Here is a 19,063-nt window from a genome sequence, read left to right as displayed (position 1 = left end):
AGCATCCGTTTCCGAATGTTGTCCCCCACTACTGGGCAATTTCCCACGCGTTACTCACCCGTCCGCCGCTCTACTCGCTCCGAAGAACTTTCGCGCTCGACTTGCATGTGTTAGGCCTGCCGCCAGCGTTCAATCTGAGCCATGATCAAACTCTTCAGTTTAAAGAGTTCGCCTTTCACAAGAACCGGAATATGGCTCCTGATCAGACTTAAGTTTTGCTCGGAATTAAAACGTAATTCATTGACATGAGTTACTTACTTCCGATAAATCTTTTTCTAGCCGAAGCTAGATGTATCGATTCATCATTCCGCAAGCACCCACACATATTGCTTGATCGAATTTTTAAACAACTCAGTTGAGCGCCGGGCTCTAACTGCGGGACGCGTATTTTACACATCCTGGTCGCTGAATCAAGTGTTTTTTCAGCTTTTTTCTCGGCGATCCGTGTAACTCAAAGAGCTTTCCGAATCCCTGCAAGGCCGTTTCCGCCCTTGCTTGAGTGGCGTGCATTATAGCGGCCTCTCGGTGCTTGGCAAGCTCTTTTTTGAAGTAATTTTCTTAAGAAAATCAATCACTTGGAGCTGCCTTCCCGCTGCTGCCTGAGCAGCGAGGAGGCGAACTATACGGATTACTGTGCTTCTGTGCAAGACTTTTTTCAGCTGTCGCACAGCCCTCTTATTTTGAGGGGAATATTAAGGCCGCATCCGACCTTCCGACGATCACAATTCCGTGTTAGCTCGCATCCCCGCTTACCTATAAAGTAAGGTCATGCAACACAGACCCCAAAAGGAATCCTTTTAAATTAATGCAGCTCTTTATCCTTCGCTTTATCACTATCGGCTTTCCCAGGCTGATTGGCTGGTTTCGGATGTACTCGCCCCCATAGCCACATCGCCGGGCCCGATAGTGTGTAGAGTACGGCCAACGTGAGCAACACTCCAGCGGGGTCTATAGTCACGAGGCTGAAGATAAGGATAACTGCAAGCATCATTACAAAGGGCACCCTACCCTTGAAATCCAGTCGCTTGAAGCTGGTGTAATGGAAATTGGAGACCATCAGGAGCCCAGCCGCTCCAGTTACCAGCGCAGCGATTGTTGCCAAACCTGCACCGACCTCCAAATCGTGCCCCGCCCAAACCATACTGGCGACTATTGCCGCCGCAGTCGGGCTGGCGAGACCGATAAATACACCCTTATCGACTGTATCGACCTGGGTATTGAAACGGGCCAGGCGCAGGGCGGCACAGGCCGCATATAAAAATGCGATCGCCCAACCAAATTTTCCCAAGGTGCCCAAACCCCAACTAAATGCCACTAAGGCAGGGGCAAGGCCAAAGGACACCATGTCCGAGAGGGAGTCATACTGCACACCAAAGGCGCTTTGAGTATCAGTCAAGCGCGCCACTCGCCCATCCAGACCATCCAGCACCATGGCTACAAATATCGCGATAGCCGCCGCCTCAAAGTTGCCACTCATTCCGGCTACGATGGCATAGAAGCCACTAAAGAGAGCACCCGTCGTAATCAGGTTGGGCAGAAGATACACTCCACGAGCACGTACTCTCTTGCCGTTTTCCGCAACCTCTTCCTCAATATGCTCGTCGATCGGTAAACGAATTTCCTCATTCGACTCACTTGCTGGGTCCGCGGGCTGCTTCTTATCCCCTTGAACGCTCATAGACTCTCCGTTAATACATTTTGCAGCCAGCGAGTGTACGCCATTGCCCAATGTGCGCACAGGGCAAAAAAAAACGGCGGGAAGCCCCGCCGTTTTTCTTATAAAAAGGATCAACCGCTGCCTTCGGTCCGGTCAATAATTTTATTGGCCTTGATCCAGGGCATCATCGCCCGCAGCTTGGCGCCCACCTGTTCAATTTCATGTTCGGCCCCGATACGACGCTCCGCTTTCAAACGCGGTTGCCCGGCGAGAGACTCCAGCATAAAGTCCTTGGCAAATTTACCGGTCTGAATATCTTTGAGCACACGCTTCATTTCAGCCTTGGTATCTTCGGTAACGACTCGCGGCCCGGTAACATAGTCGCCGTACTCTGCGGTATTGGAAATAGAATAGCGCATGTCGGCAATACCCCCCTGGTACATAAGATCGACAATCAGCTTAAGTTCGTGCAGGCACTCAAAATAAGCCATCTCTGGCGCATAGCCGGCCTCAACGAGTGTTTCAAAGCCCGCAGTTACCAGCGCAGACACACCGCCACACAGTACCGCCTGCTCGCCAAACAGGTCGGTTTCAGTCTCTTCTCGGAAGTTGGTTTCAATAATGCCCGAGCGGCCACCGCCATTTGCGCTGGCGTAAGAAAGGGCGAGATCCTTCGCCTTACCCGAGGCATCCTGGTAAATCGCAATCAGGGTTGGCACGCCGCCACCCTCTAGATAGGTAGAGCGCACCGTATGGCCGGGGCCTTTAGGCGCGATCATAATGACATCCACATCGGCCGGCGGCTCAATTAATTCAAAGTGGATATTAAAGCCGTGAGCGAAAGCGAGTGCCGATCCGGATTTTAAATTTGGAGCCACCTGCTCCCGATATATATTCGCCTGGTACTCATCTGGAGCCAGGATCATAACCACATCCGCATCCTTGACTGCGCTTTCCACCTCGGCAACACGCAGGCCAGCACTTTCGGCCTTACTCCAGGAGCTTGACCCTCTTCTCAGGCCAACAACTACATTAGCCACACCCGAGTCTTTGAGATTATTGGCGTGAGCGTGTCCCTGAGAACCATAACCAATAATGGCAACATTTTTTCCGCGAATTAAAGAGAGGTCACAATCTTTATCGTAATAAACTTGCATTGCTAAATTCCTGTTTCCTGCTATCTACACACTTAATATTTTTTCACCACGGGCAATTCCCGAGACCCCTGAGCGCACGACTTCCATGATGGTGTGCTCTCCTAACGCCTGCAAAAACGCATCCAGCTTTTCACCGGTACCTGCAACTTGCACCGTGTACATACTGCTGGTGACATCCACAATCTGCCCGCGAAAAATATCCACGCTGCGCTTTACTTCATCGCGCTGGGCGCCGTTTGCACGCACCTTTACCAACAATAGCTCCCGTTCAATATGAGAACCCTCAGTGAGGTCGACCAGCTTTACTACATCGATGAGTTTGTTCAGATTTTTAGTGATCTGCTCAATTTTGTGGTCATCACCAATGGTCACCAGGGTTAGCCGCGACAAAGTGGCATCCTCGGTAGGCGCGACAGTTAAGCTCTCAATGTTGTAACCGCGCTGGGAAAACAACCCAACAACACGGGACAAAGCACCCGGCTCATTCTCCATCAGAACCGAAATAATTCTACGCATCGCCCTAGCCCCTATGTCCGTTCCGTTTTACTCAGCCACATATCGCGCATGGAGCCGCTCGGCATGACCTGCATCGGATACACATGCTCAGAGGGGTCGACATAAACATCGATAAATACCGTGCGATCCTTTTGCGCAAAAGCCTCCTGCAACTTTGCATGTAAATCCTCGCGTCGTTCAATTTTCACACCCAGGTGTCCGTAGGCCTCAGCGAGCTTGACAAAATCCGGCAGGGATTCTTCGTAAACACTATTGGATAGGCGCCCTTCGTATTGCATCTCTTGCCACTGCTTCACCATGCCGAGGGCCTGGTTGTTAAGGCATAGGATTTTGACTGGTAGATGGTATTGAGTAGCGGTAGACAACTCCTGTATACACATCTGGATGCTGCCCTCCCCGGTCACACATACGACTTCCTTATCGGGGTGGGCAATTTTCACCCCCAGGGCAGCGGGTAAGCCAAAGCCCATGGTGCCGAGGCCACCGGAGTTGATCCAGCGACGCGGCTTATCAAAGTGGTAATACTGAGCGGCAAACATCTGATGCTGCCCAACATCCGAGGTGACGTAAGCATCCCCCTCTGTAATATCGTAAACCGCACGAATCACTTCCTGAGGCATAATTAATGCACCATCGGTTCTATAGCGCGGAGCGGTATAGAGGCCGTGGCGCTCCCGCCAGTCCTCTATCTGCCGCCACCAATCAACAATCGCCGACTGATCTGGCTGCTCCTCACTGGATTTAAACGCTTCCAGCATGTCTGCCAACACCGACTGGACAGTGCCCACGATGGGTATGTCGGCAACAATCGTCTTGGAGATGGACGCCGGGTCAACATCGATGTGAATAATCTTGGCGCCGGGACAGAATTTGTTCGGGGTATTCGTAACACGGTCATCGAAACGCGCCCCCACCGCCAAAATCACATCGGCATGATGCATCGCAGTGTTGGCTTCAAATGTGCCGTGCATCCCGAGCATCCCGAGGAAGCGCTTATCACTACCGGGAAACGCACCGAGGCCCATCAGGGTATTGGTCACCGGGTAGTTAAGGTGGCGCGCCAGCGTCGTGAGCAGTTCGGAGCCTTCCCCCTGCACGACGCCGCCGCCGGCGTAAATCACCGGTCGTCGCGCCGATAGCAGCAGTGCAACCGCTTTGCGTATCTGACCGCTGTGTCCCTTACCCGCCGGGGTATAGGAGCGCATGCGCAGTTTTTCGGGGTAATGGTAGGGGTACCGCTCTGCGGGATTGGTCACATCCTTGGGCACATCAATAACCACCGGCCCTGGGCGGCCGGTATTAGCGATATAGAAGGCCTTCTTAACCACCGCGGGAATTTCTTCAGCATTCTTTACCAGGAAACTGTGTTTCACGATCGGGCGTGAACAACCCACCATATCGGTTTCCTGAAAAGCATCCTCGCCGATTTTGTCCCTGGGCACCTGGCCCGAGATCACCACCATAGGAATCGAGTCCATATAAGCTGTGGCAATTCCAGTAATCGCGTTGGTAGCCCCTGGGCCGGAGGTCACCAGTACTACCCCCGCCTTGCCCGTGGAACGGGCATAACCGTCTGCCGCATGGGTCGCCCCCTGCTCGTGACGCACCAGTACATGCTTGATGGACTTCTGCCTGAAGATGGCATCATAGATATGCAGTGCCGAACCGCCTGGGTAGCCAAAAATCAGATCTACCCCTTCATCCTGCAGCGCGCGAACCAACATATCGCCGCCGGAAAGTAATTCCACTTGAGTCTCCTCAATTTGCCTAGTTGGTAGGATAGCCATCACCGAAGAAGCGCTAACCGAACGAACAACAAGAATGCTGAACGCCAATTGTAAAGGAAAATGGTGACAGATATCAGCCTGTTGCGTGTTTACATGCCGATTTTTAGGATGAAATCATCGCTTGCAATAAAACACCCAGCCCAAACCCGACACCGCAGTGTCCGAATTGCAGGCTAGCAGGCCTCCAGGGGTAGGGAGAGCCTCTCGACGGAAATGCGGCGGAAGGATGATCCGCCTGAGCTAGCGTCCTGGCCGCGGGTGTGCGGAGACGACTACTCGCCGAGGAAGCGGTCGATTTTGCCAATACAACCTGGACTGTCAATAGACATGAATAAAAGTGTTAAGAGAGTTACAGGAAAGTCCAAGGATGCCGGTACAATACGCCGGGTAAGGAAAGCTAAAACGATGAGGGGTAAATCAATGCGCATCGCACTCGCAATGCTATTCTCTGGCCTGGCACTGGCCACACAAGCCAACGGTATCTACAAGTGGGTGGATGAAGACGGCGTCGTGCACTTTGGTGAACAACCGCCCAATAGCGCTGAGGTTGAAGTCATCAAGAAGCCCAAATCGGAGCGCTTTAAACAGTGGGAGTCGGAGCAGCAAGCCGCGCTGACCGAGGAGCAGGCTAAGCAGGAAGCTAGCAAGCACTCTCCAGAGCCGCAAAATACCAATAAACAAGAACCCCAAGGCTCTTCAAAAATGGAGGAAGAAATTGCGCGTGCACAAGCTCAAGCCCGTGCGCAACGCTGTGAATCCTCGCAGAAAAATCTGAAATCTCTGACAACTCACGCTCGAGTGCGCGAAATTGACGAGCAGGGGAATCACCGCATGCTGGGCGAGGACGAGCGCCAGCAGCGTATCGCAAATGAGAAAAAAAGTATCCGCGATAACTGCTGACGTCCCTGCCATTACAGCTCTTTATAGGGCTTATCGTTGAACAGCTCCAGGCTGTAACGCTCGGTGTAATAACCCGGCTCAAACAGCCTGTCGGCTCTCGGAACAGTCACTCTGGCTATGCTGAGCTGTTTTACCAGGTAGGGACCATCCTGTTCAGCATCACGGATCATCAATCCGTAAAACTCTAAGGGAATCCAGTGGCGCCCTGGAGACAGCTCAACCTGATATTGGGCACTACCGATCGGTGTCTGCTCATCATTGTAGAGGGAACCGCGGAAGTAAAAACGCCCCTGCTGCAGCACCTCTACCTCGGCCTCCACCAGTAAATCGCCCTCACTAGTGACGGAATCACGCAAATTACCGGTGTAGCTGCCGGTGTCTTCCGACAAGGTGAACGCAGCGGCATCACGCAGACCATCGATATCGGTATCTACAATGATTTTGTAGATACCCGTTGGCAGTGACTCTCCCTGGTAAATCCCCGCCTCCATTTCCGCTTCGTAAACCCGGTCTCCATTGCTATCCTCAAAGGTCAAAGAGCCCACCACATGTTGATCGTCCAGCACCATCAGGGCAGTGAGCTCCGCCGGCACCTTGACCCCGTTGCTGTCTGTTTGATAGGCATAGATCCGCACGGCATCCCCATACCGATAGAATTTCTGATCAGTCCAAAGGGTCAGCGTATCGCCATTATCACTGTAGGTCGTGCGCTGATCCGGGGCGTGGGTCTGGGAAATCGGATCTTGTGAGACACTCTTAATGGAGCGATTACCCGGTGGATAACGGTGAAATTTCGCCAAATCGGAGAGCAGGGATTGGTGCAGTTCGGTCTTGACCGGCTTAGCTTGGATCTCCTGCCAAACCTGCACAGATTCATCCTCGATCGAAACCTCCTGCACAGGATCGACCTGTCGGGGTTCTGCCCGCTGGGGCTGGCGGGCGGCTAGCCCTCCCGCCTCAGCCTTGGCAACAACCGCCGAGGATACTTCCCCACCTTCACCAGTGCTCCAATAAACCACGGCAGCGGTGATAAAGACGATACTTGCAAAGATGGTTAATCGACGCTTGTTGTTGGCAGGCATGAACTCTCTCCCGTTAAAAACTACTCGGTACAGGCGGCGATGCGGCCGGCACTATTTTTACCCACACCGCAGTCCAGGCCATCGGGTATGCCATCGTAATCCGGGGACATAATACCGCCATTGCGCTGGGCATCGTGGTCGGTATAGATGCTGGCCAAGTTATAAGAGCGAGCCGTACCCTTGTTGTCGTTATCGCAGGAGAACGTTGCGCTGCCGTAGGCAATGCCCATAAAAGTATCGTATTGCTTTAGATTGGACCAGAGATTGCGCTTGCCGGAGCCGGAACAGTTCATCTGGGAGGCGAGATTGATATAACCGTCATCTTCGCCATTTAGCAGTGCTGAGGAAACACTTTCCGCACCCGGGAAACCCGCATAGCCACCGATGGTATAGACCGGTGCAGCCAAGTTAGTGCCCACATAATTGCGTACGGTATAAATATCGTTCGTCTGCATATAGCGCACTGCGGCACACTCTCGACCAAAGAATAGATCGTTGATTACCTCGTCGTACCAAGTGCCGTTACAAATCCGGTCGACACCCTCGGTACCTGTGATCGCACCGCCGGTGGTAAAAATTGCAGCCACACCACTAATTGCACTATCGAAATCGACGGTAACCGCATTCACATCGCTCAGGCTGGCAACCTGCACTTCCTGGGTAACCGTTTTACAGCTTTTGCTGCCATACCAAGTGGTCGAGCACTTCTTGACTTCCTGCATTTCTGTATCGGTGTCGAACTGATCGTAAGCGCGGTTGTAGTATGGTGATCCTTCAACCGCGTTACCCGCGATATACATCATCTGCGCAGCACCTTGACTGTGGGAAATAATCCAAAAAGTATCCTCTGCAGAACACTGCTTGTCGTGTTCGAATCTATCCCCAGCCCCACTGCGGATCTGAAGAATTTGCCGGGCAATTTCTCCCGAAGTTTGGTCGTGCCAATAGGGAAGTTCACCCTCATCGGTAGAGTTGTACCCCACCACGCCATAGTTTCCGCCACTAGTTAGCAGCTGATCAATAAAGCTACTGTTTTTATATTCATCAAAATAGGTTTCACTCCAGTAATCCAGTGCCGGCTGCACTAAACTCCCATCATTATCTGTACTGGTTGTGTGCCCCTCAACGCCGTGTCCATGGACCAAGATATAGCAGTTCTCCGCTACCGCTGAAGAAGCACCTACCATCGCAGCAAAAAAAACAGACAGGCCTGCGCCCAGTCGCTTAGACAGAGTCATGGTTATCAACCTTTATAATTTTATAAGTGGAAATTTACTGACCGCAGAGTCTCAAGGTATCCGTTTCGCAACACGCTGCAGACCTCTGCACGTTATCCGGTGAGACTGGCATCGCAATAGGATTTAACGCGCCAGAGGATGATCCAGTACGCCACATGAGGCGACCGCATCGTCATATTTCACATTTTTCTTTTCGTTGTTTAAAGCGCCTTTGCTATGATCCAGCCAACGCCACCCGGACGGCAAAGAGTCATGAGAGACCAGAATAAAAATATGTCCGGCCACGCCGGCGTGCCTAAAATTTTTGCACCTTATTTTGTAACTGCTGCTGCGCGCCTCGGTATCCCCATCGGGATATTGATTGAGCGCCTGCCTTTTACGTTTAGCTGGAATCCCCGCGAAAGCGAGCGGCTCAGTTATAGCGAATTCAATGCCCTTATAGAAAACCTGGTGGCGCTCTCCCCCGTTTCTTCACCGGGGCTCAGCTTTAGTCGTTTCCCCATTATTTTGTGGCTCGAGGAAACCATTATTGAGGCACAACCTTCTCTGCGACGCCCACGGGAAATCCTGAGGCCTGCGGAAATTGTTTTGTCTCAAACGCTAGCACCGCTACTGAGGTTCGAAACTAAGCAGGAAGAAGAGCTTGAAACTCTAAATTTGCACTGGAGATTGGAATTATTTAGTGAACAGGTAAACCATTTCCTGGCCGAGATGTTGATGGCCCGTATCGCAGAATTACTGCGCACTCTGAATCCCCAATTTACCGAGGTACGCAGTGTAAAGTTACGTAGCCCCCAACCTAAAGATGACTCTATTTACGCTCGGATATTCCAGTGTCCAATAGAGTTCAACAGCAATGCCAACGCTATAATCTTGGGCCCACAAACCCTAGACTTCCCTATCCCCAGCTACCATAAATTGCTGCGTAGTCAGAGCCGCAATATTCTCAAAACCGTTCTGCACAACACTTTGTCGAGCTACAATTTGGCCGCCAGCCTGCGCTCGTGGCTGGAGAAGCACATACTCAGCGAAGAAGTCACCATCAAGCAGGCCGCCGCCCACTTCCGCACCAGTGGACGCACCCTGCAAAGAAGATTGAAAGAGCAGGGGGTCACTTTTCAGGAGCTAAAAGATAGCGTCACCCTAGCCCTAACGAAACGGCTACTTCTGTCTTCCAGTGAATCCGTCGAGAGCATTGCGGTAAAACTGCACTTTGCTGAACGGGCCGTGTTCACCCGATTCTTTAAAAAGCACGAGGGAGTAACTCCCAGTGAGTTCCGCCGAAGCAATACCACAAGGGGTATCCTCGACGTCTGAAACAGCGACGCCAAACATCCCCCCCAAACGAACTGCGTTATCTCCCTCGCGCTTTTATTACTGCCTGGTAGTCGCGCCCCAAATATAAGTACATAGCCGGTACGACAAATAACGTAAACAGTGTTCCTATGCTCATACCCGAAGCCACAACCAGGCCCATAGCAAAACGGGCCCCGCCTCCAGGGCCCGAAGCAATCAGCAGCGGTACCATCGCCAGCACTAGTGATGCCGTGGTCATCAGTACGGGGCGCAGTCGAATTGAGGTAGCCTCTTCGATAGCTGCACGCTTATCCAACCCACCCAACTGTAATTTATTAGCGAATTCCACGATCAAAATTCCATGCTTGGAAATAACACCAATCAAAGTCACCAATCCCACCTGCGTGTAAATATTCAGCGTGGTCAACCCCAGGCTGACAAATATCATGGCCCCACAGACACTCATGGGCACGGTGACCAGCATGATGAGCGGGTCGCGCCAAGATTCAAACTGGGCGGCGAGCACCAGGTAAATCACGATTAAGGCAAAGAAAAAAGTTACCACTAATTCAGAGCCCTCAGTTTTGAACTGGCGGGATTGACCGGAGTAGTCCACCGAGTACTCCGCAGGCAGTATTTCCTCAGCCGCGGTCTCCAGCACCGCCAGTGCCTCCCCTAAGGTGATACCGGGACGCGGCACCCCGGAAATCGTTACGGCATTGAGCTGCTGGAAACGTTTCAATTGCTGAGGTTCCACGGTTTCACGCAGGCTCACCAGAGTCGCTACAGGGACAAGGTCACCGTTAACTGCGCGAATATAGTATTGCGCCAGTTGCTCGGAGGTCAGGCGGTCAATCCGCTCAACCTGTGGAATTACCTTGTAACTGCGGTTATCCAGGGAAAAACGATTAATATAGGCGCCGGATAACATAGCGCCCAGGTCACGTCCTAGGTCCGCCATATCCACCCCCATCGTAGCCGCCTTCTCCCGGTCAATTTCAATAACGATTTTTGGCTTATCAATTTTCAGATCAGAATCCAAAAAAATAAATTTTCGGCTCTGTAATGCCTTCGCCATAATTTCACTGGCAACTGCCGAGAGGTTCTCCATCGGCTCAGTTGCCCCAATCACAAATTCAACCGGGAGTTGCCCGCCGGCAGTGGGCAAACTCGGCGGTACCACCACCGCCACTTTCAGCCCGGCAATATTGCGTACATCCTTACTGATCAATGCCTGCATTTGTGCAGTATCCCGATCGCGTTTTTCCCAGGGCCCCAGCACAAAACCCGCGGTGGCATTATTGACACCGCTACTAAAAGTCCCTGCACCATTGAGCAGAAAAATATTTTCAACTTCCGTGTATAAATCGGCAATGTCCACCAGCTGCCCGCTGTACTGTTCGACATAATCCAGGGTGGCGTAGGCATCCGCTGTGGAAATGGTCAGTATCAGGCCTCGATCCTCTATCGGTTCCAATTCCTGCGGTGAGGTGATGAAGAGGAAATAGCAACTTACCAGGACAATCAAACCAAATAATAAAATTACTTCTCGCTCTTCCAGCGAATTGTGCAGACGCTTTTCAAAACCTTTTTGTAAACTCGCAAAACGCCGCTCCAACCAGACCTCCAAGCGCGTTCCACCGCTATCCCGTGGTTTTAGAATTCTCGCCGCCATCATCGGAGACAAGGTCAACGCCACCACACCAGACAGCAATACAGCGCCGGCGAGAGAAAAAGCAAATTCGATAAATAAAGTGCCGGTAAGACCTCCGAGAAAACCTATGGGAATATAAACAGCGATTAAAGTAGTGGTCATGGCCACTACTGGCCAGGCCAGTTCTCGTGCCCCCACGATAGCCGCTTCGCGGGGAGCGAGCCCCTCTTCGATATGGCGATGTACATTCTCCAAGACAATGATCGCATCATCCACCACTATGCCGATGGCCAAAACCATGCTGAGTAGAGTGAGTAAATTGATAGAGAAACCCATCAATAACATCAGGAACATTGCACCCACCAAGGACAGGGGAAGTGCCACAGCGGGAATCAAAACACTACGCAGGGAGCCCAAAAACAGATAGATCACCACAATTACGATGATCACCGCTTCGATAATTGTACGCACGACTTCTGCAATAGAATCCTGGATATATTCAGTACTGTCATAGGGGATTTCCCCCTGCATCCCTTCGGGCAGCTGCGGAAAAATTTCACTCTGCAGCTTTTGCCGAACACGCTTAATGACATCCAGGGAATTTGCATTTGGCGCCACTTCGATCGCGATAAACGTCGCTGATTGTCCATTAAAGGTGACCGAGCTATCGTAAGTTTCTGCACCCAGCTCAATTTCGGCTACATCCCTGAGGCGCACCAATTGATCGCCGCTGGCGCGCACCACCAGATTGCGAAAGTCCACCTGACGGGAAATGTCCGTATCTGCACGTATTTCCATCGCCACTCTCGAGCCCTTGGTGGCCCCTACCGCGGATAAAACATTATTATCGCGCAGAGCGTTGGCCACATCCTCCGGGGTTACCTCCAGCGCAGCCATCTCCTTAGGTTTAAGCCAGGCGCGCATAGCAAAAGTGCTATCTCCCAGCAGGCGCGCGCGCTGCACACCTGCTACGGTGGCCAGTTTGGGCTGTACTACCCGAACCAGGTAATCGGTGATCTGATTATTGGCGAGAATGCCCGAGGAAAACGACAGGTACATGGCAGCCGTGGTCTCACCCTGCTGCATTTCCACACTGGAGTCTTCAGATTCCTCAGGCAAGTCGCTGCGCAACTTATTAACCTTGGCCACGACCTGGGTGAGCACCTCATTAGGATCGAAGTCAAATCGTACATAGGCATTAATCGTGGAAAGCCCCTGCACGCTGGTCGACACCATATAATCGATACCATCAGCCGTAGCAATTTCCTGTTCCAGGGGCGTGGTAATAAAACCCTGTACCAGATCGGAATCGGCACCTACATAGACCGTGGTCACAGTGATGACCGCATTTTCCAATTCTGGATACTGGCGAATATTTAACTCAGTGATTGAACGCAGGCCTAGTAAAAAAATAAAAAGGCTAACCACAGAAGCCAATACCGGCTTGCGAATAAAAATCTCTGTGAAGTTCACCACGCCCCCCTGCGAAAGTTAGCTATTCCCAGGGTTTGGGGATGGATTCTCCGGCGGCTTGTTTTCATTGTTGATAATGGCCGGCTCGCCATTGCGCAATTTAAGCAGACCGCTACTCGCCACCTCATCACCCAGTAATAATCCCTGTACAATTTCCACCAGATCACCGCGCTCTTCCCCAGTTTTCACAAAGCGCTTATTCGCTGTGATGGTGTTACCTTTCTCATTCTTTTCCAATACAAAAACCGACACGCCATAAGGTGCAAATACCAGAGCCGTACGGGGCACCACCAATACACGGCGGCTCGCTTCAATCTGTATCGAAACCTGGGCAAACATGCCTGGGCGCAAGTGTTTCTTTGGATTATTCAATGTGGCCTGTATAAGAAAATTGCGGCTGGAATTATCTACCCTTGGGTCCACCGCAGTGATTTTTCCGCGATAAATGTTTTCGGGAAAAGCATCCGTTGTCAGGCTGACCGACATTCCCGCCTTCACCATGGCGTATTTCTGTTCGGGAAGAGAAAAATCGACAAATATAGGATCCAGCTGCTGCAGGGAAACCACCGCCTCCCCAGGACTGACATTCTGCCCCAGGTCTATGCGACGAATACCCAGTACACCGCTAAATGGTGCTACAACTCTGCGCTGATCTACCCTGGCACGCTGTACTTCGATATTGGCCACGACCTGATCCAAAGTACTGCGCGCAGTGTCCAGATCCGCTTCGGTGGTTACTCCGCGTTCGGTTAAGGTTTTAATTCGCACATAATTGCGCCTGGCCAAACGCAGCTCCGCATCGAGAACCTGTAGCTGGGCCTTCTCTGGCTCGGCAAATATTTCCACGAGAAGGTCGCCTTTGTGTATGTACTGCCCAGATTTGAAATGGATGGCACTCACAACCCCCTCGGCCTCAGTGGTGACTTCAACACCGTTCACTGCACGAACAGTGCCAACCCCACTTAAATCCTCTCGCCAATTTTGCTGCTCCGCTTTCGCCGAGGTCACTGTGGGTGCCGGTAGGGTCATGGTATCGAGGAATTGATTCACCATGTAACTGCCAATAAATTTATACGCAAATATGCCGCCAAAAAGCATCAGGCAACCAAGCAGCATTAGCATCATGCGTTTACTGATCATTTACCCCCAATCACTCACGAAAATTTCGTAAATCGACAAGCCAGAAAATTTGCCCAGTACGGTGTTCGCACTTAGCAATCTACAGAGTTCAGTTTATGAAGAAAATACGGTATCTACCGCTAAACGCTCGCGCCATTGCACTCAGTCATCGCCAACAGGAGAACGAAGAAGGTAAAGGGATGCCACTTTTCGGCTGGGGATATACAGCGCCAGTTCTTACTGGCACTGAAAGTATTAATTCGGCAAATTAATTGATAGGTTAACGCGAGCAAGGATGTGTCGCGGCCGATACTGAAATAGATGGAATTCATCTATTTCAGTAACACTGTAGCAATCGCTCAGCGGAATACCGCCCGATCACCTTCCACATCTGCATGGATGGTAGTTCCGGGAGTAAATTTTCCAGCGAGTACATCTTGCGCCAGCGGATTTTCCAGCCAGATCTGGATGGCGCGTTTAAGGGGGCGCGCGCCGTACACCGGGTCAAAACCCACCTCTGCGAGCTTATCCAGCAGAGCCTCGGAAACCTCTAGCTTCAGATCGCGTTCGCTGAGGCGACGACACAACTGGCGCAATTGAATTTCTGCAATAGAACGCACTTCCGCCTTGTCCAGCGGATGGAACACCACCACCTCATCAATACGGTTGATAAACTCTGGACGGAAGTGGGTGCCAACGACCTCCATTACCGCATTTTTCATCTGGCGGTAACGAATTTCGGCATCCAGGTCATCGCCATTCGTGGCACTGGCAAACTTCTGGATCAGGTCCGAGCCCAGGTTCGACGTCATCACCACAACGGTATTGCGGAAGTCCACAGTGCGCCCCTGGCCATCGGTCAGACGACCGTCGTCGAGCACTTGTAGAAGAATATTGAAAACATCCGGATGCGCCTTCTCCACCTCATCGAGCAGGACTACCGAGTACGGCTTGCGTCGCACGGCTTCGGTCAGGTAACCGCCCTCCTCGTATCCCACATAGCCGGGAGGGGCACCAATCAGACGGGCCACCGAGTGTTTCTCCATAAATTCTGACATATCGATGCGCACCATGGCATCTTCAGTGTCAAAGAGAAATTGCGCCAACGCCTTGCACAGTTCCGTCTTACCGACCCCGGTGGGCCCAAGGAAAAGGAAGGAACCATTTGGGCGATTTGGATCGGCGAGACCCGCGCGTGAGCGACGCACAGCATTGGCTACAGCTTCCACAGCTTCACCCTGCCCGATCACACGCCTGTGTAACTCGTCCTCCATACGCAACAGTTTTTCCCGCTCACCTTCCAGCATTTTGGAAACGGGAATGCCGGTCCATCGGGAAACGACTTCGGCCACTTCTTCATCGGTGACACGGTTGCGCAGTAGGCGCGGCTCTTCACCAACATCTGCAGTGGCAGCAGATTTTAGCTGTTGTTCCAGCTGGGGAATCACGCCGTACTGCAACTCCGACATGCGCGTAAGGTCACCGGCACGGCGCGCCGATTCCATATCCAGTTTGGCCTGCTCCAGCTTTTCCTTTAAGTCGTGACTGCCGGCGAGCTGGGATTTCTCCGCTTTCCACACTTCTTCGAGGTCGGAATATTCTTTTTCCAGCAGGTGAATTTCCTCCTCCAACTTGGCCAATCGTTTCTGTGTGGCCTCATCACCCTTATCTTTTTTTACCGCCTCCCGCTCAATTTTTAGCTGAATAAGACGGCGCTCTAACTTATCCATGGACTCAGGCTTGGAATCTATTTCCATGCGGATACGACTGGCGGCTTCATCGATCAAGTCGATGGCCTTATCGGGCAGCTGGCGATCGGTGATATAGCGCTGGGACAATTTAGTGGCGGCAATAATTGCCGAGTCGGTGATATCTACACCGTGATGGACCTCGTAGCGCTCCTTCAATCCACGCAAGATCGCAATGGTATCTTCCTCTGTGGGCTCATCCACCAATACTTTTTGGAAGCGACGCTCCAGGGCCGCGTCTTTTTCGATGTACTTGCGATATTCATCCAGAGTAGTGGCACCGACACAGTGCAGCTCACCGCGCGCCAATGCTGGCTTGAGCATGTTGCCGGCATCCATGGCACCTTCCGCTTTACCGGCGCCCACCATGGTGTGCAGCTCATCAATAAAGAGAATGATCCGGCCTTCCTGCTTGGACAGTTCATTGAGCACCGCTTTCAGGCGCTCTTCAAACTCACCACGGAATTTGGCTCCCGCCAACAGGGCCCCCAGATCTAGGGAAAGCAGGCGTTTATCCTTAAGACCTTCAGGCACTTCGCCATTGACGATTCGCTGGGCGAGCCCCTCGACAATCGCTGTTTTGCCTACGCCGGGTTCCCCGATCAGCACCGGATTATTTTTGGTGCGACGCTGAAGCACCTGGATGGTACGGCGAATTTCATCATCGCGGCCTATCACCGGATCGAGCTTGCCGGCTATCGCACGTTCAGTGAGATCCAGCGTGTACTTATCCAGTGCTTGGCGCGCCTCTTCCGCATTGGGATCGTCAACTTTTTCGTCGCCGCGCACTTTTTGTATTGCCGCCTCTAATTGTTTCAGATCGCCATTGGCGTTGAGTATTTTGGAAATTTCCCCCGCCGCGGAATCAAACGCCGCAAGCAAGACGGTCTCACTGGAGATAAAGCTATCACCATTTTTTTGCGCTTTTTTATCGGTGAGATTCATCAAGCGCATCAGCTCCTGTGACATTCCCACATCGCCGGTGGGGGAGCTGATGGTCGGCAGATTATCCAGTCGCTTAGCCAGATCATTGCGCAAACCATTTAGGTTAAAACCCGCCTGGGATAAAAATGCGGGGACGCTGCCGTTGTTCTGGTTGAGCAGCGCCAGCAACAAATGTTCTGGGTATATTTGATTGTGGTCTTTGCCAACGGCCAGTGATTGCGCATCGGCAAAAGCTGCCTGCAGCGGGTTTGTCATTCGGTCTATACGCATGAATGCAACCTCTCCTACTCGGGAATATTGTGTAGCACTGCGTCGATAGCAACCTGTGGGCGCCACGCCTTCAGTGTAGTGATGACCATTAAAATAGGGGCGAGGGGAAGGTTTTCAATGATTTAAATCAATTGGTGGGAATTTCCGACAAAATTCCCTGGCGTGCGAAACTATTCGCTATCAAGGTATTCTTTAGTGCCCAACTCATCTTGAATTATGCGGAGAGAGCCCCAACTGCGGGCCGCACCTAATCCCATTACACAAATGGCCTATACAAAATAGTAAGTGCAGTGCGATTTAACGATTGACAGCAATCGTCACTCAGCGGCGCTTATTTACTCATTACCGGCCAACCAAATCAGTGAAGCCATACGACCGGTGGTTTTTTCCCTACGATAGGAAAAAAAGCGCTCGTTTTCGCTGAATGTACAGTGCTCACCGCCATAAATATTCTCCACACCGAGCTCGGCTAACTCGGCCCGAGCCAGGGCGTAGATATCGGCGAGAAAGTGCAAAGGTTTCTCACTGTGGGGACGAAAACACTGGGCTATCGCCTCAGTGTGCGCGCCACTCAGAGCCTTCTCAAAGAAGACCTCCAAAACATCGACCCCCGTCTCAAAAGCCTCAGGGCCAATCGCAGGCCCGAGCCAAACCAGCAGTTCCTGCGGCTCGCAATCCAGTGCGGCAATGGTGTTGCGCAGGATGCCTCCGGCCAAACCCCGCCATCCCCCATGCGCCGCCGCCACCTTGGTCCCCGACTTATTGCAAAGAAGCACCGGTAGGCAGTCTGCGGTAAGAACCGCACACACAACTCCGCTATCGCTGCTGAAGCTGGCATCGGCTGTGCGGACCAGCCCATCGCTCTGGGCCTCGATAACCCTGTCGCTGTGTATCTGCTCCAGCCACTGGGGTTCTGCGGGCAGCTTCTGCTCCTCCAACAGTTGTCGCCGGTTGGCCTGGACCCTTGACTCCTCATCACCGACATGAGCGCCAAGATTAAACTGACTAAAAGGCCCGGAACTGGCGCCGCCACTGCGCAGGGTCGTTGCCGCATGCACCCGGGCTGGTGCAGGCCAAGAGGGGGTCAGGTAATGGTCAATGGACATGCGTTTTCTGCTTTGCATAGGTGTTGCGGCGCGGGTGTCAGGATACCCACGCCGCTTCAAGTGGCTCTTTGTCCACCGGTGATCACTCGACTTGATCCCTGTCGAGAAGATCGAGCAGCGCCAGCATATCCGCTGGCATGGGAGCACACCAGTGCATTTTTTCCCCACTAGACGGGTGAATAAGGGCCAGTTCCGCCGCATGTAGCGCTTGGCGAGGGAAGCTCTGCAGGGCCTGGATAAGCTCCCCCGTGGCCTCAGCGGGCAATTTCGCTCGTCCCCCATACAGAGGGTCACCCACCAGAGGATGACGAATGTGGGCCATATGCACGCGTATCTGGTGTGTGCGCCCGGTTTCAAGCTTACAGCGCAGTAATGTCTGGGCCCGATAACGCTGCCGAACCTGGTAATGGGTTATGGCTTCTTTGCCGCCAAAATCCAACACCGTCATTTTCAGGCGGTTCTGTCGATGCCGGCCAATAGGGGCCTCGACGCGTCCGGCCTTGGTGATATAGCCTTGAACCAGGGCATCGTACTGTCGACTGACCGTTCTCTGTTTCAGCTGGTCCACGAGATGCACTTGTGCCGGCAGGGTCTTAGCTACCACCATCAAGCCACTGGTATCCTTGTCGAGGCGGTGAACAATACCCGCGCGAGGAATTTTCTCCTGGGATGGGCAGTGGTGGAGCAGGCCGTTTAACAGGGTGCCATCCGGATTGCCTGCAGCCGGGTGGACCACCAAGCCTGCGGGCTTGTTGACCACTATGAGGCTTTCATCCTCATAGAGGATTTCCAGATCCAGAGGTTGAGCAATCCAGCTCCCCTGAACCTCCAGCTCCGCGCGAAGACTGAGCTGCTCACCGCCAAATAGCTTATCCTTGGGCTTAGCGGTAGCGCCGTTTAAGGTGAGCTGGCCGCCCTTGATCCAGGATTGCAGGCGTGCACGGGAATAATCGGGAATTAATTCGGCCGCTGCTTGGTCTAATCTTCGACCAGCCATATTGGCCGGAACTTCAATATCGAGTTTTAGGTGGTCATTCATTAAACAATTGCAAATACTTTGGGCAGCTCCGGGACTGTGGTTAAATGTCTGGAGCGCCAGATTAATCTTGGTGGAT

General features: G+C 52.4%; 13 protein-coding genes and 1 rRNA gene. 2 read left to right on the top strand and 12 right to left on the bottom strand.

The features are described 5' to 3' along the window. The 5 genes from Q1A69_RS09130 to Q1A69_RS09110 all read right to left on the bottom strand — a co-directional run. Positions 1-161 (bottom strand): 16S ribosomal RNA (locus Q1A69_RS09130); the annotation flags it as partial. A 641-nt stretch (positions 162-802) separates the two neighbouring features. Then, on the bottom strand, positions 803-1,678 hold the full coding sequence (gene pssA, locus Q1A69_RS09125) for a CDP-diacylglycerol--serine O-phosphatidyltransferase (RefSeq protein WP_299584307.1): 876 nt from the start codon (positions 1,676-1,678) through the stop codon (positions 803-805). A 110-nt stretch (positions 1,679-1,788) separates the two neighbouring features. Beyond that, positions 1,789-2,814, bottom strand: a complete 1,026-nt coding sequence (gene ilvC, locus Q1A69_RS09120) for a ketol-acid reductoisomerase (RefSeq protein WP_299584304.1) — start codon at positions 2,812-2,814, stop codon at positions 1,789-1,791. 24 nt (positions 2,815-2,838) lie between these two features. Next, the gene (gene ilvN, locus Q1A69_RS09115) at positions 2,839-3,330 is read right to left on the bottom strand and encodes an acetolactate synthase small subunit (RefSeq protein ID WP_299584301.1); all 492 of its coding nucleotides are present in this window, start codon (positions 3,328-3,330) and stop codon (positions 2,839-2,841) included. Between the two features lie 11 nt (positions 3,331-3,341). Beyond that, complete coding sequence (locus Q1A69_RS09110; protein WP_299584299.1) at positions 3,342-5,078, bottom strand: acetolactate synthase 3 large subunit; 1,737 nt, start codon at positions 5,076-5,078, stop codon at positions 3,342-3,344. Positions 5,079-5,537: 459 nt separating this feature from the next. Between Q1A69_RS09110 and Q1A69_RS09105 the strand changes: the two genes are divergently transcribed. Next, entirely contained in the window at positions 5,538-6,017 is a 480-nt protein-coding gene (locus Q1A69_RS09105) for a DUF4124 domain-containing protein (protein WP_299584296.1), read from the top strand. 11 nt (positions 6,018-6,028) lie between these two features. Here Q1A69_RS09105 and Q1A69_RS09100 read toward each other — a convergent pair whose 3' ends face one another. Next, entirely contained in the window at positions 6,029-7,099 is a 1,071-nt protein-coding gene (locus tag Q1A69_RS09100) for a hypothetical protein (RefSeq protein WP_299584293.1), read from the bottom strand. A 20-nt stretch (positions 7,100-7,119) separates the two neighbouring features. Next, positions 7,120-8,337, bottom strand: a complete 1,218-nt coding sequence (locus tag Q1A69_RS09095) for a hypothetical protein (RefSeq protein ID WP_299584290.1) — start codon at positions 8,335-8,337, stop codon at positions 7,120-7,122. A 252-nt stretch (positions 8,338-8,589) separates the two neighbouring features. Between Q1A69_RS09095 and Q1A69_RS09090 the strand changes: the two genes are divergently transcribed. Beyond that, on the top strand, positions 8,590-9,654 hold the full coding sequence (locus Q1A69_RS09090; RefSeq protein WP_299584287.1) for an AraC family transcriptional regulator: 1,065 nt from the start codon (positions 8,590-8,592) through the stop codon (positions 9,652-9,654). A gap of 37 nt (positions 9,655-9,691) precedes the next feature. Here Q1A69_RS09090 and Q1A69_RS09085 read toward each other — a convergent pair whose 3' ends face one another. From Q1A69_RS09085 to rluD, 5 genes are all read right to left on the bottom strand, one after another. After that, on the bottom strand, positions 9,692-12,760 hold the full coding sequence (locus Q1A69_RS09085) for an efflux RND transporter permease subunit (protein ID WP_299584284.1): 3,069 nt from the start codon (positions 12,758-12,760) through the stop codon (positions 9,692-9,694). 18 nt (positions 12,761-12,778) lie between these two features. Beyond that, positions 12,779-13,900 carry an efflux RND transporter periplasmic adaptor subunit gene (locus Q1A69_RS09080; RefSeq protein WP_299584282.1) on the bottom strand — a complete coding sequence of 374 codons (1,122 nt, stop codon included), beginning with the start codon at positions 13,898-13,900 and terminating at the stop codon, positions 12,779-12,781. Between the two features lie 338 nt (positions 13,901-14,238). Beyond that, complete coding sequence (gene clpB, locus Q1A69_RS09075; protein WP_299584279.1) at positions 14,239-16,842, bottom strand: ATP-dependent chaperone ClpB; 2,604 nt, start codon at positions 16,840-16,842, stop codon at positions 14,239-14,241. A 335-nt stretch (positions 16,843-17,177) separates the two neighbouring features. Beyond that, entirely contained in the window at positions 17,178-17,948 is a 771-nt protein-coding gene (gene pgeF, locus Q1A69_RS09070; protein WP_299584276.1) for a peptidoglycan editing factor PgeF, read from the bottom strand. A gap of 82 nt (positions 17,949-18,030) precedes the next feature. Beyond that, a complete protein-coding gene (gene rluD, locus Q1A69_RS09065) occupies positions 18,031-18,987 on the bottom strand; it encodes a 23S rRNA pseudouridine(1911/1915/1917) synthase RluD (RefSeq protein ID WP_299584272.1) in 957 nt (318 codons plus the stop codon). Positions 18,988-19,063 lie beyond the last annotated feature (76 nt).

This window comes from uncultured Microbulbifer sp. (assembly GCF_947498635.1).
GTDB lineage: Bacteria > Pseudomonadota > Gammaproteobacteria > Pseudomonadales > Cellvibrionaceae > Microbulbifer > Microbulbifer echini.
Note: the sequence above shows the minus strand (reverse complement) of the source record. Positions and strands in the feature narration are given on the sequence as shown.

Coding starts and splice junctions, on each gene's coding strand:
- rluD (WP_299584272.1), bottom strand. CDS start 18,987: ATGAATGACCACCTAAAACTCGATATTGAAGTTCCGGCCAATATGGCT.
- clpB (WP_299584279.1), bottom strand. CDS start 16,842: ATGCGTATAGACCGAATGACAAACCCGCTGCAGGCAGCTTTTGCCGAT.
- Q1A69_RS09105 (WP_299584296.1), top strand. CDS start 5,538: ATGCGCATCGCACTCGCAATGCTATTCTCTGGCCTGGCACTGGCCACA.
- Q1A69_RS09080 (WP_299584282.1), bottom strand. CDS start 13,900: ATGATCAGTAAACGCATGATGCTAATGCTGCTTGGTTGCCTGATGCTT.
- pgeF (WP_299584276.1), bottom strand. CDS start 17,948: ATGTCCATTGACCATTACCTGACCCCCTCTTGGCCTGCACCAGCCCGG.
- Q1A69_RS09090 (WP_299584287.1), top strand. CDS start 8,590: ATGAGAGACCAGAATAAAAATATGTCCGGCCACGCCGGCGTGCCTAAA.
- Q1A69_RS09100 (WP_299584293.1), bottom strand. CDS start 7,099: ATGCCTGCCAACAACAAGCGTCGATTAACCATCTTTGCAAGTATCGTC.
- pssA (WP_299584307.1), bottom strand. CDS start 1,678: ATGAGCGTTCAAGGGGATAAGAAGCAGCCCGCGGACCCAGCAAGTGAG.
- ilvC (WP_299584304.1), bottom strand. CDS start 2,814: ATGCAAGTTTATTACGATAAAGATTGTGACCTCTCTTTAATTCGCGGA.
- ilvN (WP_299584301.1), bottom strand. CDS start 3,330: ATGCGTAGAATTATTTCGGTTCTGATGGAGAATGAGCCGGGTGCTTTG.
- Q1A69_RS09095 (WP_299584290.1), bottom strand. CDS start 8,337: ATGACTCTGTCTAAGCGACTGGGCGCAGGCCTGTCTGTTTTTTTTGCT.